Here is a 16,070-nt window from a genome sequence, read left to right as displayed (position 1 = left end):
TCAATGCGCTTCCGGTACCGCTTCCGACATTTTCCCTTCGTTCATGCGAAATTGCCTATGGCACAGCAGATTCAGGTCGGATTTATTATGGCTTGCGATCAAAACTGTGCAGCCTCGTTGATTTTCCTCTTTGATAATCTGGTGAATGGCTGCAATCCCGTCTTCGTCCAGTGCGTTGGTTGGCTCGTCCAAAACCAGAAGCTCGGGCTGCTCCATAATCGCCTGTGCAATGGCAAGACGCTGCTTCATGCCCAGACTATACTTTTTATAGCTTCTGGTGTCCTTCGGGTCAAGACCGACGCGTTCCAGCGTTTGGCGAATTTCACCGTCACCGATTTTGTTTCGGATCGCCGCGAGGAATTTCAGATTTTCAAACCCCGTAAACTCGTTCCAAAAGCCGATGGATTCAATCATCAGCCCCAGATTTTTCGGGAATACCTTGTTGCCTACTGGCTGTCCAAATACAGAAACCGAGCCGAAATCCAGAGAAATCAAGCCGCAGATCGCGCGGAACAGCATGGTTTTACCCGAACCGTTCGGCCCGAAAAAGCCGTAAATACCGCCTTGCTCCAACTGTGCTTCTACATGGTCAAGCACAAGCCTGTGCTTTAATGTTTTTGTCGCCTGTGTAATCGTAATTGATTCCATAGAGTAACTTCCTTTCTTGTGCCGATTTGTATCCGGTTATGCCTTCCGCTCATTTTCCTGCACACCAATCAAATTTTTGCGGAGCACCGCAATCAGGCAAAGCGCTAAAAATAACAGGAAAATTCCCAACAATAGGAAGAACGAAAACCAGTTGGACATTTCGGTTTCCGGTGTGACCAGCAGATCAAGCTGAGTTCTTCCCCATGAAATGAACAGTTCAAAAGTTTTCATTGAATGTTGCTGACGATTGGGAAGATCCAGCAAACCGTAAAACGCGTCCCATGCACCATACAGCATCATTGCCAGAAAAGCGGCCACCGGTTGATCCGTAAGCACATAGACCAGAAAATACACAAGAGAAAAGGTCATCAAAACCAGAAATTGCAACAAAACGCAAAACAAATAATAAGGCAAAAGCTCCCGCAGTCCTCCCACAACGGCACTGCCGCCAACAATTGCCCAAAGATTTAGAATCACTAAAAAAGTAAGCGCCAGCGGAACCGACAAACGAAGATAATATGCAAGCCAGCGAACCCGCGAACCGCAGCGTGTGATAAATTTTACGTCCATTGCGCGGCGGGGCACACCAAAAATCCATAAGGCATAAATCGGAGTATAGAAGATAGCGGCCAGTTTAAAATAAAAAAAACAGGTGTAAATAAAATACGCATCTTCTACCGGAGCTGCAAAAGCTTGGTCCACAATATAGTTCTTATAGAGAAACAAATAAGATTCCGCCGCCAAAACCAGAAGAGTTACCGCAAACAGAATCCACGTCATTTTTTGCTTCCAAAAGGAACGATAAAAATACATTACAATTCATCCGTCTTTCTTTTACGAAATAACGGGAGCATTACAGCGACAAAAAACAACAGGGGAATCACCAGATAAGCGAAAAAGGCAAACACATATCTCGGGTCGCTTTGCCAAATTGGGTTTACATATGCGTCAAAAGAAAGACCCCCCTGAAAATAATCAAGAGCTTCCCCCACTAAAATAACAAAAACTGTCGGGATGACCACCACCAGCAGCCGGCTGACGCGCACAAGGTACCCGAGCGCATACGAAGCCAGCGCCCAGCACGCGGCCAGCAGGCTGTCATAGCAAATGTAAACCAGATTCGTTAAATACGGCTGCCAAAAAATAGAGGAGCAAATAAAATACGCCCCGGCTTTATTTTTTGCACCATGAAAAGAGACAAACTGGAATCCAGCGGATGTATGGTACTTTCTGTGGGAAACATCAAAAAGGACAAACAAAAGGAAATCAGCAAGGGAATAAAAATAACCGCAAAGCCTCCCACAAAGGCCAGAAGCGCTCCGGAAAGGCGGTATGCACTCGAAGAGCTTCGGGTAAGAATTGCCAGGTACGGCCCCTCCTTCAGGTCAGTCAGGTAGCTGTCTGCAAACATCAGCGCACCGACCGGCAGCATCAGATACCTGGAAAAGGAAATAAAAAGATAGACATTGAATAAGGAAAATCCTCCCTTGGGGACCCGCCCAATCCACCCGCCCGCGGCGGAAGGCACAGAGCTTAGCTCCGCCCCGTAGTAGCGCAGCCCGCTTTCTGCTACCGCTAACGTAACAATCACAGCCATCAGCACAAACAGCAGGCCGGTACGCCGCCTGCACAGCAAATAGCGAAGCTGCATGCGAAAGACAGAAGAAAATTGCTTCATAAAAATCCTCATTCCTAAAAAAGATATTTCATCCGCACGGAAAAAATCCGTGCGGATATATGTGAAGTTTTCTTGAAATCGAAAGGTGAAACAAAATAAGTTAGGGAATCCCAATAATATGTGATTTATCGGTTTGCATCTTTCTTAACTCATTGGCATCACCCCCAATTTTTTCTTCTATTAATAGAACGTTTGAGGGACCTGTTTTGTTACATAATTTTCCAAAAAATTTAATTTTCTTTCTAAAAGTCTTGTTTTTATGATTTTCTAGCAAAAAAAGAGCTTGCTGCCTGTAATTCACAGGCAACAAGCTCTTCTTATTTTCACTTTGCATTTTTGAGAAATAGCGGTTTACACCGCTTATCCTCTCTGGCTTTGACCAACGGAGGTTCAAACTGACCTCACCGAAAAAAAATCCCTTTTACGTCCTGATTCAGTACGGGCAAAGTCCCGCAGAGGATCAGCTCCTCCACTGCGGCAAGCGTAGCAAACAGGCAAACTGCCGCCCCGACGGAAATCCCCCAAAAGGGAAACCCGTAGGGCAGGCAGAACAGTAAAAGCCCCGCTGCTTTATTGGCATAGGTGTGCAGAAAAGCGGCCTGCTTGTGCCGGGCATACCCAATCGCGAGAGAAAAAAGCTTCATGAGCGCGATACCGGCAACCCACCCAAAAAGCCACACTGGCAAATTCATAGCCGGAAGCAGACGGAACAGCAACACTGCGGCAAAAGTGAAATCTGCCACACTGTCAAGCCGGGCGCCCGCCGGTCCGGCACAGCCGAGTCTTCGGGCAAGGTACCCGTCGAGCATATCGCTGAGCCCGCAGAGGGTGTACAGCACAAAGAACCACGCAGAAAAGGGTTCAACAAACAGTAACGGAACAGACAGCACGATCCGCAGCAGCGTCAGCACATTCGGCAGGTATTTCATATAAAATTATCCCTCTGCGGGCTATTCCCTCCAGCCCTTGCAGACATCGACCCAACCCAGAGCACGGGAGCATTCGAGCAGATCATCGCAGGTAAGCTCAATGGCGGAATTCGAGGTTCCGCAGGCCGGGAACACTGTGGTAAAGCGGCGCAAGGACTCATCGAGATACACCTTTGCCCCGTCTGGGTTATCGAACGGGCAAATGCCCCCCACGCGGTAACCCGTCAGTTCTTCCGTCTCCTCCGGCACAAGCATCTTGGCTTTCATACCAAAGTGATGCTTATACGCAGAATTGTCGATCTTCCCGTCGCCGGCGGCAACAATCAGAATACAGCCGTTCTCATCTTTTAAAGAGATAGTTTTGGCAATTCTGGCGGGCTCTACCCCCAGAGCTTGCGCGGCCAGCTCCACGGTTGCACTGGATGCGTCAAACTCCTGTACCCCGTTTTCCTTGCCAAACTGCTTTAAATAATTACGTACCCGCTCCGTACTCATTCGTAGCTCCTCCGTTTCAGCGCATTAGCTGCGCTGCGCTTTCATTTCCAGATAATCTTCATACGTTGTCATGCGGTCTACAACGCCCTCGGGCAGGATTTCAATGATCCGGTTCGCGACCGTCTGCACAAACTGATGATCGTGAGAGGTGAACAAAATCACGCCCTTGAACTCGATCATGCCGTTGTTGACCGCCGTGATGGATTCCAGATCCAGATGGTTGGTGGGCTGGTCGAGCAGGAGGACATTCGAGCCGAACATCATCATGCGCGAGAGCATGCAGCGCACCTTTTCGCCGCCGGAGAGTACATTCACCGACTTTAACACATCCTCGCCGGAAAAGAGCATCTTGCCTAAAAAGCCGCGCAGGTAGGTTTCTGTGGTATCTTTCGAATACTGCTCGAGCCATTTGATAATACTCAAATCGCATTCATTAAAATATTCCGTATTATCCTGGGGGAAATACGACTGTGTGGTGCTTACTCCCCACTTGAATGTTCCCTCGTCCGGCTCAAGCTCTTCCATCAAGATTTTAAACAGGGTCGTAACAGCCAGCTTGTTTTCCGCAAGAAACGCAATTTTGTCGCCCTTATTCACGCGGAACGAAACGTTGTCGAGCAGCTTCACGCCGTCTACCGTTTTGCTCAGGTTCTCCACCGTCAGAATTTCCTTGCCGGGCTCACGGTCCATCGTAAAGCCCACATAAGGGTACCGGCGGGACGAAGCCGGCATTTCTTCCACGGTGATTTTATCGAGGAGCTTTTTACGCGATGTTGCCTGCTTGGATTTCGATTTGTTTGCGGAAAAACGCTGAATAAACGCCTGCAGCTCTTTAATCTTGTCTTCGTTTTTGCGGTTCTGGTCGCGCATCACGCGCTGAATCAGCTGGCTGGATTCATACCAGAAATCGTAGTTACCCACATACATGCGAATTTTGGTATAATCAATGTCCACAATGTGTGTGCAGATGTCGTTCAGGAAGTGACGGTCATGCGACACCACAATCACGGTGCCCATATAATCCATCAAAAAATCCTCCAGCCAGTGAATGGAATCGACATCCAGACCGTTGGTGGGCTCGTCCAGCAGAATGATATCCGGCTGGCCAAACAACGCCTGCGCCAGTAGGATTTTTACCTTCTCCGCTTCGGAAAGCGCGCCCATCTGCGAATACAGCAGATCAACCGAAAGGCCAAGGCCCTGCAAAAGCTTGCCCGCCTCGGTTTCGGCATCCCAGCCGTTCATTTCGGCGAATTCCGCCTCCAGATCTGCTGCCAGATTACCGTCTTCTTCCGAAAAATCCTCTTTTGCGTACAGGGCGTCCTTTTGCTTCGACACCTCATAAAGGCGCGGGTTGCCCTGCAAAACCGTATCAAGCACCGTAAAGGCGTCAAACGCATAGTGATCCTGCTTGAGCACCGACATACGCAGCTTCTTGTCAATGATGACATCGCCCTTAGTCGGTTCCAGCTCGCCGGACAGGATTTTTAAAAAGGTGGATTTTCCCGCGCCGTTCGCGCCGATCACGCCGTAGCAGTTGCCCGGGGTGAAGAGCAGGTTCACGTTGGAAAATAAATTCTGCCCGTTAAAGCCCAATCCCAAATCGGATACTGTTATCATGTTCTTGTTTCCTCCGTTACTTCTAGGGAGCGGGAATCCCCCGCCCGTTCTGTACAAATACCGTTCTATTTTAACACAAATCGCCTTAATTTCAAAATTTTATTTCTATCTTCGTTACAGCCGCCGAAGCGGCATCACTTTTCTGTGGCGGACTTGTGCAAAACAGCGGGCTTTTGCCCCTTGAAAAAATGTTCCCGGCGTGATATATTGAATAAAGATGAACGCGAGGAAAAAGGAAAGTACCCTGTTTTTCCCCGACCAGAGAGAGCATGCCAAGGGCTGAAAGCGTGCTTGCGGGCGAATACAGGAGAAGTTCCCTTTGGAGCGGCGCTGCTGAACCAGAAGTAAGCGGCGACGGCTGGCACCGTTAAAGGCCGCAAAAGTGTTTGATGATTCAAAAATCAGGGTGGTACCGCGGAGGAGTTTTGCCTTCGTCCCTTTTTTCAGGGGACGAGGGCTTTTTTATACTTTGACGCTGTTCTCACAGCGAACAAATTTAATGACACGCGGTATCACACGAAAACAATATCGAAAGGAAGAATATTCATGAAGCAACAGCTGGAAGCCATCCGCGACAGTGCGGTAAAAGAGTTGTCCCAGGCCAAAGGGCAGCAAGTGCTGGAAACGCTTCGGGTCAAATACCTGGGCAAAAAGGGTGAGCTGACCTCTATTTTAAAACAGATGGGCGGTCTTTCCGCCGACGAGCGTCCGGTCATCGGCCAGCTGGCCAACCAGGTGCGCACCATGATCGAGGACGAGCTGACACAGCGCGCCGCCGAGCTGAAGGATCAGGTAGTGCAAGCCCGCCTGGAGCATGAAAAACTGGACGTCACTCTTCCCGGCAAGCACCACGAGTTGGGCGCGAAGCACCCACTTTCCATCGTACTCGATGAAATCAAGGAAATTTTTGTCGGCATGGGCTTTGAAATTGTAGACGGCCCCGAGGTAGAATACGACTACTACAACTTTGAGGCTCTGAATATTCCCAAAAACCATCCCGCGCGCGATACACAGGATACCTTCTATATTAACGACAACATTGTTCTGCGCACACAGACCTCTCCTGTACAGGTTCGCGTAATGGAGAAAACGCAGCCGCCCATTCGCATCATCTCTCCCGGCCGCGTGTACCGCTCCGATGCGGTGGATGCCACCCACTCCCCTTTGTTCCAACAGATCGAGGGGCTTGTTGTGGATAAAGGCATCACCTTTGCGAACCTGAAGGATACGCTCGAAACCTTCGTCAAACGTCTGTACGGCGAGGATTCCATCGTGCGCTTCCGCCCGCATCACTTCCCGTTTACCGAGCCATCCGCCGAGGTGGATGTGCAGTGCTTCAACTGCCACGGCGAGGGCTGCCGCCTGTGTAAAGGCGAGGGCTGGATTGAAATTCTGGGCTGCGGCATGGTACACCCGAAGGTGCTGTCGAATTGCGGCATCGACCCTGAGGTGTACAGCGGCTTTGCGCTCGGCATGGGTCTGGAGCGCGTCGTCATGCGCCGCTACAACATTGACGACTTGCGATTGTTCTATGAAAACGACATTCGATTCTTGAAGCAGTTTTAGGAGGTGAGCCCAGAATGAATCTTTCGATGAAATGGTTAAAAGAATTTGTTACGCCGGACCCGATGCCGATGCGTGATTTCACGGAGGCAGTTACGATTTCCGGCTCTAAGGTAGAGGAATACCATACAGAGGGAACCGACATTGACAAGGTCGTCGTCGGCCGCATCCTCTCAATTACACCGCACCCGGATTCAGATCACCTGTTGATTTGCTCAGTCGATATTGGCGAAGCCGAGCCGATTCAGATTGTGACCGGCGCGCAGAACCTGAAGGAAAATGATCTGGTTCCTGCGGCGCTGCACGGCTCTACCCTGCCGAACGGTGTGAAAATCAAAAAAGGCAAGCTACGCGGTGTGGAGAGCTTCGGTATGATGTGCTCTCTGAGCGAGCTGAATCTTACGATCAACGACTTCCCCTACGCGATTGAAAATGGAATTTTTGTATTGCAGGAGGACTGCAAGCCCGGCGACCCAATTCAGGAAGCAATCGGCCTGAACGACACCCAGGTGGGGTTTGAAATTACCTCGAACCGCCCCGACTGCTTCTCTGTCATCGGTCTGGCGCGCGAGGTAGCCGCCACCTTCCAGAAGCCACTGGCACTGCATACCCCGGTGGTGAAAGCCGGCCACGGCAGCGGTAAGGAGCTTTTAGACGTTGCGATTGAAGCACCCGACCTCTGCGCGGCCTACTGCGCCCGCATTGTGAAAAATGTGCGGGTGAAGCCCTCTCCCCGCTGGTTGCGCGAGCGTCTACGTGTGATGGGTGTTCGCCCCATCAATAACATTGTGGATATTACCAACTATGTGATGCTCGAATACGGCCAGCCCATGCACGCCTTTGACCTGCGCTTTGTAGAGCAGGGGAAAATCTGTGTGCGCCGCGCGAAAGCCGGAGAAAGCATTACAACGCTCGACGGTGTGGAACGGAAGCTGAATGAAAGCAATCTGGTAATTGCTGATGCAGCCAAGCCGGTCGCCGTTGCAGGCGTGATGGGCGGAGAATTCAGCGGTATTATGGATGACACCACGACGATTGTGTTCGAATCCGCGTGCTTCGACGCGGTATCCGTCCGCCTGACCGCGAAGGCGCTGGGCATGCGTACCGATGCTTCTTCCCGCTTTGAAAAAGGGCTTGACCCCAACAACTGCCTGCCCGCGCTGGAACGTGCCTGCGAGCTCATTGAGCTTCTCGATGCCGGCGACGTGCTGGACGACGTACTGATGGACGGCGCAATTGAAACACAGCCGCTTCGCATTCCGCTCGAGGCTGACTGGATCAACCGCTTCCTCGGGTGCAAGCTTTCTGTGGCGCAGATGGAAGAAATCCTCAGCCGCATCGGCTGCCGCCTGGACGGCGATACCGTAATCGTACCGACATTCCGCCCCGACCTGCAGCACAAGGCAGACATTGCCGAGGAAGTCGCGCGTTTTTATGGGTATAATAACATTCCGAGCCAGAGTTTGCCCGGCGGCGCACAGGGTAAATTCAGCGCCCGCCAGAGATTCGATTCTGCGGTGAGCAATGCTATGCTAGCACTGGGTCTGAGCGAAATCACTACGTATTCGTTCATTAGCCCCAAGTATTACGACAAAATTCGCATGCCGGCGGATTCTCCTCTGCGCCGCTCGGTTGTAATCTCAAACCCGCTGGGCGAGGACACTAGCATCATGCGTACGGTAGCGCTGCCTTCCATGCTGGAGATTCTGGCGAAGAACTACAACAACCGCAATGGGGCGGCCGCCTTGTTTGAGCCGGCCAGAGAATACCTGCCCACAGAGCCCGACAAGCTGCCCGTGGAACACAAGGTGCTCATCGGCGGCCTGTACGGAAATGGCGCGGATTTCTTCACCCTGAAGGGAATTGTGGAGGATTTGCTCGACCGCGTTTCCGTTACAGGCTGGGATATTGTTGCCGCTGCGGATGAATTCAGCTACCATCCCGGCCGCTGCGCAGTGCTCACGATCGGCGGCGAACGCCTGGGCGTTCTGGGAGAGATTCATCCCCAGGTGCAGGAGAATTACGGCATCGGCGAGCGGGTTTACAGCTTCACGCTGGATCTGGATTTAATGTTCCGCTATGCGCAGACCGAAAAGCAGTACGCTCCCCTGCCGAAGTTCCCGGCGGTCACCCGCGACTTAGCGCTGATCTGCAGTGACGAGATTCCTGTGCGCGACCTGCAGCAGGCCATTGTGCGCGGTGCCGGCAAGCTGCTGGAAAATATTCGCCTGTTCGACGTTTACAAAGGTGAGCAGATCGAAGCCGGCAAAAAAAGCGTGGCATTCAGCCTGATACTGCGTTCCGGTGAAGGCACGCTCAACGAAGAGGCCACCGGCTCCGTAATGAAAAAGGTGTTTCAGGAGCTGGAGAAAATTGGCGCGCTGCTGCGTTCCTGAATTTTCAAAACGGAAAGAATCTGTTTCGATTTTCGTCACAAAATCCTCTTGTTTTCCACCGTGAAATATTGTATGATTACCATACTGGAGGTGTATCCATGTTCGATAAAACGATGACTTTTTCCTTTCCCGGCGACCGTGAAGAGGATATTAAGAACATCCTGACCACCGTATATGACGCTTTGAAGGAAAAAGGATATAACCCAATCAATCAAATTGTAGGGTACATCCTCTCCGAGGATCCTACGTATATCACGGCGCATAACAACGCCCGCAGCCTGATTCGCCGCATTGACCGTGACGAACTATTGCAGGTGCTGCTGAAATCGTATTTAGGGGAATAAAATATTACGATTAAAAAGCCGGTGAACCGCGGTATGGTTCACCGGCTTTTTCTTAAATTGACAAATGCCTGTTGTCCGTTTGCTCCGCCTCTTTGAGGCCGAAAACAGCTCTTGCACTTTCTGCATTTGGATCATGCTTCACATGTTTGGATGGGAATTTCTTTTCCTGATTTTTTCCGTTCTTTGAACTTTTCTTTTGATTGCTCATAACAACCTCCTATTCATACTCAATTTGGAAACCCGTGTTTTCAATACAGTCTTTCAGCTCAATTTCAGTTGCGGGTTCATTATATTTCACTTCAATAGAACCTGTGACAAGATTTACTCCAACCTGATTGACTCCCTTGATCTTGTTCAATGCGTTTTTAATCTGAGTTTTGCCTTCTTTATTCTGAAGTCCTGAAACATTGCAAAGCATGGTATTCATCTTATGCCCTCCTTTGTTTTTTCAAATCCGGCGTCATGCTGTCCTGTTTTTCTGCCATTTATCATACCGATATCTGAATTTTCCCGGGGCTTCATTTTTCGAAGCTCAGGGTTGCTTTTGGGTCTGTCCTTCATCCTGTTCTTATTGTTGTCCATAAGCTGCCTTTCATTATTCATTCTCAATTGATCGATTCCTCCGGTTTTATTATTTCCTGCCGTAATACTCGAATATGCAGCTTCTTTTGAGGCAGTTTTTTGCAAAACAATAATATAAAATAAAATCGAAACATATGTGACAAATTTTTTGAACACACAGAAAACACCCGCGGGGTATTCCGATCCCGCGGGTGTTTTCTCCACCTTTCGGTGGAAGGAGTACAGTTTTTCTATCATTATGAGTCTTGTAAGCAAAAGGATTTAAAACCGCAGATGCGGTGGCCAGAAACAGAAGCGATGTTCCGGACTTACCTGAGCCCTGCTCTACCGCAAGAAACCAGTTGTTTCTTCAGGCACCTGCACGCTGTGCGCGTTTTCAAAGCCATTCGTCAACCGGAGAAACCGGCGCTTTTTGCTTCCGCTACATGGTGCGTTTTTTCAGAGTATACCCGCTCGGTTTCGGTAAGAGCAAAGCCTGCGTCCGGAGAATCCACTCCGTCAAAGGCCGGGTATGCGGGCTCGCCGTGCTCGACAAGATCTAGACCAAGCTCTTCCTCTTCGGGGGTTACGCGAATTCTTCTCAAAACCAACTGTGTGATACCAAGCGCAACTCCTGTTCCAATAATAGACACCACCAGCGTAATACCAATCGCGATGAGCTGACGTATAAACAGCTCGCTCTCGCCAAAGAAGAGGCCGTTCCACTGTACCGCATCCAGACTGGGGTCGGGATTGAAGCCCTTCACCGCAAAGATACCAGTTGCAATCGCGCCCCAGACTCCGCCGATACCATGGCATCCAAAGGCATCTAGAGAATCGTCGTAGCCAAACTTGGGTTTGACTACGTAGATGAAGAAATAACAGATGGGACTGACCATAGCGCCAATGACCAGAGAGGCCCAGATTGGAACAAAGCCCGCGCCGGGAGTAATGGCGACCAAACCGATAACGATTCCGGTAGAAACACCCGCAAGGGTCATTTTGCCGGTGCGAAGCTTCTCAATCAGCATCCAGGAGAGCATTGCCGCCGCGCAGGCGGTGTTGGTGGTCATGAAAGCGTGAACCGCCAGAGTGTTGGCCGCACCCGCGCTACCTGCGTTAAAGCCGAACCAGCCGAACCACAGAAGCGCCGCACCGAGAAACACAAGCGGCATATTGTGCGGGCGTGGTGCCTCGCTGCCAGTCTTTTTGCGGGCGCCCAGCCAAACGGCAACCATGAGAGCGCTGACGCCGGAACTGATATGAACCACCGTGCCGCCTGCAAAGTCGATTGCACCAAGCTTCATCAGGTAACCGCCGCCCCACACCATGTGGGCAAGAGGATAATACACGATCACCGACCATAGGGCAACGAAAACAAACAGAGCAGAAAAACGCATTCTGCCGATCAGTGCGCCGGTAATCAGAGCGGGAGTGATAATGGCAAACATCATCTGAAATACAGCAAAACAGACCGTTGTCGGCGCATAGGCGGTTGCCGCCGAATCCTCCGTAAAGTTCATGCCAAACCAGCTGAAATCACCGATGATCCCTCCAACCCCACCGCTGAAGGACAGAGAAAATCCGAACAGAACCCAAAGGATGGAAGCCAGGCCCATGATAAAAGCGGACGACATGACAGTATTGACTGTATTTTTACGTCCGGCCATTCCTCCGTAAAAAAGAGCAAGGCCAGGGGTCATAATTAAAACGAGAGCAGAAGAGGTTAGCATCCAAGAGATGTCCCCCGAGTTGACAGCATTCATTCGTTTTCCTCCTCAAATATGATTGGACTGTGTTGCTTAGCAACACCATTGCAAAACACAAACAATTCCTTTTGATTTCTTTTCGAGCCTTTGGTGAGAAAAGAAACGACCAGTGATAAAGTAACTCTATCGCAGCAATTCTATTTTGGATGATCGCCGGCCAACCACCTAAAAAGGCCTCACTCACGGTGCTGGTTGCACCATGAATGAGGCCTCATTGCCGAATTACTGATTGGATTACAAAAAGCATACCATACAAATTTACTAAAATCAATCCAAAATATTTTACTATCCTTTTTTCACTAAGTACTTGAAATTTGTTCAGAATAGAAATTTTTCTGCTTGATTTTGAACAGAAGAATGATTGCTCCTCAAAATCAGCCGAACTTTGGCAGATGGCAGAATAACCCCCTCTCTCTTTCTATTGGGGTTAGAAAAGGGAAAACAGAGCTTTAAATTAAAAAGCTTTCAGAGTTAAAATTGGCATAATATCGCCCTGCCTCTGCCGTGAATTTCAAAACACAATAATCAGGGTCGGTAACGCTTTTCGGGTAATATTTTGTATCGCCCTCTTGCCAAACCATTTCTTTACTTGCGGCGTCCTCCAGCACTTCAGCCGTACCGGTAAGCATCACTCCGCGAAAAAACCTTTTATCACAAAAATAAATACATGCTTTTGGATTAGAACGGTACTGCGATACTCTCATAGAAGAAGTATTTGTCGTAAAGTAAAAAGTTCGTATTCCCTCTCTTATTCTTGGAGGAAGCATGGCCTTTGTGTTGGGGAATCCGTTTTCATCGATTGAACTGATAAAGGAAATATTCTGCTTATCAATCAAGTTTCCGATTGTTTTTTCAGCATCTCTTAACATTTCATAGTCTCCTATTAAAAAGTATCGCACTACATAGCAAAAACCAAATTACCTCTTTTTTGTTGTCTGCATTCAATGAACAGATCTTCTTTTATAGGGTTATCACTGCTCCCTATCCCCTTAGGCACGGCTGATTTTACGGTACTCTCCCGGGGCGTAGCCGGTAATTCGTTTAAAAACCACACTGAAATACTGTGGGTTGCCGTAGCCAACCTTTTCAGAAATTTCATACGTTTTAAATTCCGTTTCCGCCAGTAGGCTCATCGCCTTCTTCACACGGAGATCCATCAAATAATCGCTGAGATTGACCCCCTGGTATTTTTTAAATAGAGTGCTGATGTAGCTGGGCGTCAGATGAACCTCTTCGGCGATCCGGTTGAGAGAAAGATCCTCCTGATGATAATTGGAGTCCACAAACGCCAGCACCTGCCTGAGAACGGCGGCATGAGAAACACTGCTGTTTTTCAGTTCCTCAAACCGAATGAGATTCTTCCCTTCCTGCAGGCAGGACTCCATCATGCTTTTCATTTCTAAGGCCTGCGTCGCTTCCGTATAGGATTTCAAAATATTGTGATATCCATTGTACAGCGAGCCCGCCCCGGCAGACAGCGTTACGCTCTGGGTTTCCTTCACCAGATAAAACGCCTGCTCAAGCTGAACGAAGAATTCCTCCTGCTCCCGTTCAGACAGCCGCTCCGCAAAGTTTACAACCAGATTCAGGTAAATATCGCCCACAAAATAATACACGTATCCATTCGGGAGGCTGAGCCGACTTTGCAGCAGCTCTCCGATTTTATCGCAAAGTTGTTTTTTCTGCCACAGCAGAATTTCTGCCTCGCGTTCGCTTCTTTTGCCAATGTCGATGCACACCACGCAGAAAGCCGGGCCTACAAAATGAATGTTCAAACGATCTGCGCGTTCGTTCAGCTCATTTTCATCTTGAAAATTGACCACCAGATCATAAAAAAATTTATTTTCCAAAAGCTTCTTGCTGCGTTTGATAATCTCCACATTATCCTTCTGGGCATCGGATTCCCTGGCGGCCTTTAATACGGCTCCCAGCACCTCGGAATTATGCTCGTATTTCATCACGTACTGGCAAACCTTATAATTCAGCGCCATCTGCGCGTATTTAAAATCGCCGTACGCAGTCAGCAGAACCACCTTGATATGGGGATACAGCCGGTATACCGCCTCCATCAGCTCCACTCCGTCCATAAACGGCATTTTAATATCGGTCAGGATAATGTCGGGCAGGCAGCTGGGGATCATCTCAAGGCACTCTTTCCCATTGCTGGCGGTTCCGATAACCTCAATGCCGTTTTCTTCCCAATTGATATTCTGCTTCATCCCGGCCCGGATGATCTGGTCGTCGTCAACAATCAAAAGCTTATGCACGAAATGTTTTCTCCTCCCCCGAATCGGTAAGCGGAATCACTAAGCTCACCTGTGTATAAACGCCCTGAACACTTTCAATTTCTATTCCTGACTGCTGACTAAAGTAAAGCTTCAGCCGGGTGTTAACATTCCGAAGTCCAAAATATTTGGTATGATTTACCTCAGGCGGCAGCTTTAATGTGCTGCGCAGATCTTCAAGCTGACGGCTGTCCATTCCCACACCATCATCGTAAACTGTCAGAACAACCCTGCCCTCCTGCTTTTCTCCGCTGACCAGAATCATACCAATGCCGTCCTTCGTTTTGATCCCGTGGTAAATGGCGTTTTCTACGAGGGGCTGAAGACTCAGCTTGAGGATCTGGATGGACTGAAGCTCTTCCTTTACGTCGATTTCATATTCAAAGTCGTCGCCGTAGCGCATTTTCTGAATTTCCAGATAGCTCGCCACATGTTCCAGCTCTTCTTTGAGGGTAACGATGTCTTTGCCGCCGCTGATGCCCAGCCGGTAAAAACGCGCCAGCTCCACGCACATATCGCTCGCCATCCGGTTGTTTCTCATATTGACCAGCTGGCGGATGGAACCGATCGTGTTATACAGAAAATGGGGCTTGATCTGCTCCTGCAGGGCCAGAAGCTGCATTTTTGTTTTCTGCTCCTGCTCGCGGCGCACCTGCGCCAAAAGCTCTGTAACGGCAATTTTTAAATAGGAAAGACCATGCGCTAAAACGCCGATCTCGTTGCCGGCGTCCACCTGAAAGCTGACGTTCATATCTCCGTTATCAAATTTAATTACCTGATCAGAAAGATATTCGATTGGCTTTGAAATGCTCTTGGCCAGCACGTTCGAAAGCCAGATTACAATCAGAATGAGAGCCAGAACAAGCACCAGCAAGATGTATTTGAATTCCCCCGCGCTGCTTAACAGGTCACTCTCCGGCATCACCGCCGCCACAATCCAGCCGTTTGCCTCCACATTCTGATATGTAACGATCATCCGCTGATTCGTTACGCTTCGCAGCACCATGCTGCCGCTGGAGTCGAAATGATCTTTTAGCTTTTCCACAGCCGAAAGCGTCAGGCAGTACTGGTTCTGCATGGAAGCGGACTGCAGTGTACCGTCCTTGCTGATGAGCATCATGTATCCGTTTTCAGATACATGGACGTTGTCGAGAATGCCCGAAAAATAGCTGCTGTTTAAATTGAACAACATAATCCCGCTGGAAGCGGACTGCGCGGAACCGATGATTCGGAAGACCGAGATCACCTTATGCGGCGTCGTTGTCTGAAACACATCATCCCGGTGATCGTTCAGCCAATACACACCTTGCGAAGAATCATTGTGTTTTTTCATCCACTGATTCAGTGAAAGGCCAATATGCTTCGGCACATCGCTGACAAAATACTTTACCTCTACCCCGCGGTTATTGCAGAAATACAGCGAATCGATCATCTGATCGTAATTGCGGTAAATCTCTTCCATACTGTTGTAACAGGTCATCAGGCTGTTAAAATCCTCCTCCGCAGAGCTTTCGCTGAGCAAAAGGGTACTGACTGCCGGACTGCCCGAAAGATTGATCATCTGCGTCAGTACGGTCATCATTTTATCATTTAGCAAAATCGAAATCTGGCTTACCATGCTCTGCGTGAGAAAGGACGCATTCTTTTTAATATTGTTAGTTTCAAAGAAATACGCGAATAATCCGATGATCAGCACAGCGGCCATTACCACCGGAAGAAAAAGGAGCATGATCTGCTTTTTAATCGGCTTTTGAAATACTTTTTTCAAGACCTTGCGCCCCT

Annotated in this window: 17 protein-coding genes and 1 other annotated feature; of the genes, 3 read left to right on the top strand and 14 right to left on the bottom strand. The window is 49.3% G+C overall.

The features are described 5' to 3' along the window. The 7 genes from QOS46_RS01875 to QOS46_RS01845 all read right to left on the bottom strand — a co-directional run bounded on the left by QOS46_RS01875 (position 1) and on the right by QOS46_RS01845 (position 5,370). Complete coding sequence (locus QOS46_RS01875) at positions 1 to 648, bottom strand: ATP-binding cassette domain-containing protein (protein ID WP_283606854.1); 648 nt, start codon at positions 646 to 648, stop codon at positions 1 to 3. A gap of 36 nt (positions 649 to 684) precedes the next feature. After that, the gene (locus tag QOS46_RS01870; RefSeq protein WP_283606853.1) at positions 685 to 1,428 is read right to left on the bottom strand and encodes a hypothetical protein; all 744 of its coding nucleotides are present in this window, start codon (positions 1,426 to 1,428) and stop codon (positions 685 to 687) included. A 343-nt stretch (positions 1,429 to 1,771) separates the two neighbouring features. After that, a complete protein-coding gene (locus QOS46_RS01865) occupies positions 1,772 to 2,326 on the bottom strand; it encodes a hypothetical protein (RefSeq protein ID WP_283606851.1) in 555 nt (184 codons plus the stop codon). Between the two features lie 100 nt (positions 2,327 to 2,426). Then, on the bottom strand, positions 2,427 to 2,720 hold the full coding sequence (locus tag QOS46_RS01860) for a hypothetical protein (RefSeq protein WP_283606849.1): 294 nt from the start codon (positions 2,718 to 2,720) through the stop codon (positions 2,427 to 2,429). A 7-nt stretch (positions 2,721 to 2,727) separates the two neighbouring features. After that, positions 2,728 to 3,255, bottom strand: a complete 528-nt coding sequence (locus QOS46_RS01855) for a CDP-alcohol phosphatidyltransferase family protein (RefSeq protein WP_283606847.1) — start codon at positions 3,253 to 3,255, stop codon at positions 2,728 to 2,730. A 21-nt stretch (positions 3,256 to 3,276) separates the two neighbouring features. Beyond that, on the bottom strand, positions 3,277 to 3,750 hold the full coding sequence (locus QOS46_RS01850; RefSeq protein WP_283606846.1) for a YbaK/EbsC family protein: 474 nt from the start codon (positions 3,748 to 3,750) through the stop codon (positions 3,277 to 3,279). Positions 3,751 to 3,774: 24 nt separating this feature from the next. Continuing rightward, positions 3,775 to 5,370 carry an ABC-F family ATP-binding cassette domain-containing protein gene (locus QOS46_RS01845; protein ID WP_283606844.1) on the bottom strand — a complete coding sequence of 532 codons (1,596 nt, stop codon included), beginning with the start codon at positions 5,368 to 5,370 and terminating at the stop codon, positions 3,775 to 3,777. 217 nt (positions 5,371 to 5,587) lie between these two features. Beyond that, positions 5,588 to 5,812 (top strand) — a binding site (T-box leader). Positions 5,813 to 5,916: 104 nt separating this feature from the next. On the opposite strand from QOS46_RS01845, the gene pheS reads away from it, so the two are divergent. The 3 genes from pheS to QOS46_RS01830 all read left to right on the top strand — a co-directional run bounded on the left by pheS (position 5,917) and on the right by QOS46_RS01830 (position 9,673). Further along, the gene (gene pheS / locus QOS46_RS01840) at positions 5,917 to 6,936 is read left to right on the top strand and encodes a phenylalanine--tRNA ligase subunit alpha (RefSeq protein ID WP_283606842.1); all 1,020 of its coding nucleotides are present in this window, start codon (positions 5,917 to 5,919) and stop codon (positions 6,934 to 6,936) included. A 14-nt stretch (positions 6,937 to 6,950) separates the two neighbouring features. Further along, positions 6,951 to 9,329, top strand: coding sequence for a phenylalanine--tRNA ligase subunit beta (pheT, locus tag QOS46_RS01835; RefSeq protein WP_283606840.1), 2,379 nt, complete (start codon positions 6,951 to 6,953; stop codon positions 9,327 to 9,329). Between the two features lie 98 nt (positions 9,330 to 9,427). After that, positions 9,428 to 9,673: an IreB family regulatory phosphoprotein gene (locus QOS46_RS01830; RefSeq protein WP_009066768.1), complete on the top strand. Its 246-nt coding sequence runs from the start codon at positions 9,428 to 9,430 to the stop codon at positions 9,671 to 9,673. 52 nt (positions 9,674 to 9,725) lie between these two features. Here QOS46_RS01830 and QOS46_RS01825 read toward each other — a convergent pair whose 3' ends face one another. The 7 genes from QOS46_RS01825 to QOS46_RS01795 form a co-directional block, all read right to left on the bottom strand. After that, positions 9,726 to 9,881: a CPC_1213 family protein gene (locus QOS46_RS01825; protein WP_283606836.1), complete on the bottom strand. Its 156-nt coding sequence runs from the start codon at positions 9,879 to 9,881 to the stop codon at positions 9,726 to 9,728. Positions 9,882 to 9,890: 9 nt separating this feature from the next. Beyond that, on the bottom strand, positions 9,891 to 10,100 hold the full coding sequence (locus QOS46_RS01820; RefSeq protein ID WP_283606833.1) for a heavy-metal-associated domain-containing protein: 210 nt from the start codon (positions 10,098 to 10,100) through the stop codon (positions 9,891 to 9,893). Continuing rightward, a complete protein-coding gene (locus tag QOS46_RS01815; protein WP_283610858.1) occupies positions 10,097 to 10,492 on the bottom strand; it encodes a hypothetical protein in 396 nt (131 codons plus the stop codon). The genes QOS46_RS01820 and QOS46_RS01815 overlap by 4 nt, the downstream gene beginning before the upstream one ends. Before the next feature lie 152 nt (positions 10,493 to 10,644). Next, positions 10,645 to 12,000 (bottom strand): ammonium transporter, encoded by a 1,356-nt coding sequence (locus tag QOS46_RS01810; RefSeq protein ID WP_283606831.1) that lies wholly within the window; start codon positions 11,998 to 12,000, stop codon positions 10,645 to 10,647. Positions 12,001 to 12,452: 452 nt separating this feature from the next. Then, positions 12,453 to 12,872: a pyridoxamine 5'-phosphate oxidase family protein gene (locus QOS46_RS01805; protein ID WP_283606829.1), complete on the bottom strand. Its 420-nt coding sequence runs from the start codon at positions 12,870 to 12,872 to the stop codon at positions 12,453 to 12,455. 120 nt (positions 12,873 to 12,992) lie between these two features. Continuing rightward, entirely contained in the window at positions 12,993 to 14,270 is a 1,278-nt protein-coding gene (locus QOS46_RS01800) for a response regulator (protein WP_283606828.1), read from the bottom strand. Next, the gene (locus QOS46_RS01795; protein WP_283606827.1) at positions 14,263 to 16,056 is read right to left on the bottom strand and encodes a sensor histidine kinase; all 1,794 of its coding nucleotides are present in this window, start codon (positions 16,054 to 16,056) and stop codon (positions 14,263 to 14,265) included. Before QOS46_RS01795 ends, QOS46_RS01800 begins: the two co-directional genes overlap by 8 nt. Positions 16,057 to 16,070 lie beyond the last annotated feature (14 nt).

Origin of the sequence: Faecalispora anaeroviscerum (assembly GCF_947568225.1) — a bacterium.
GTDB lineage: Bacteria > Bacillota > Clostridia > Oscillospirales > Acutalibacteraceae > Faecalispora > Faecalispora anaeroviscerum.
This window is presented reverse-complemented; position numbering and strand designations above follow the sequence as displayed.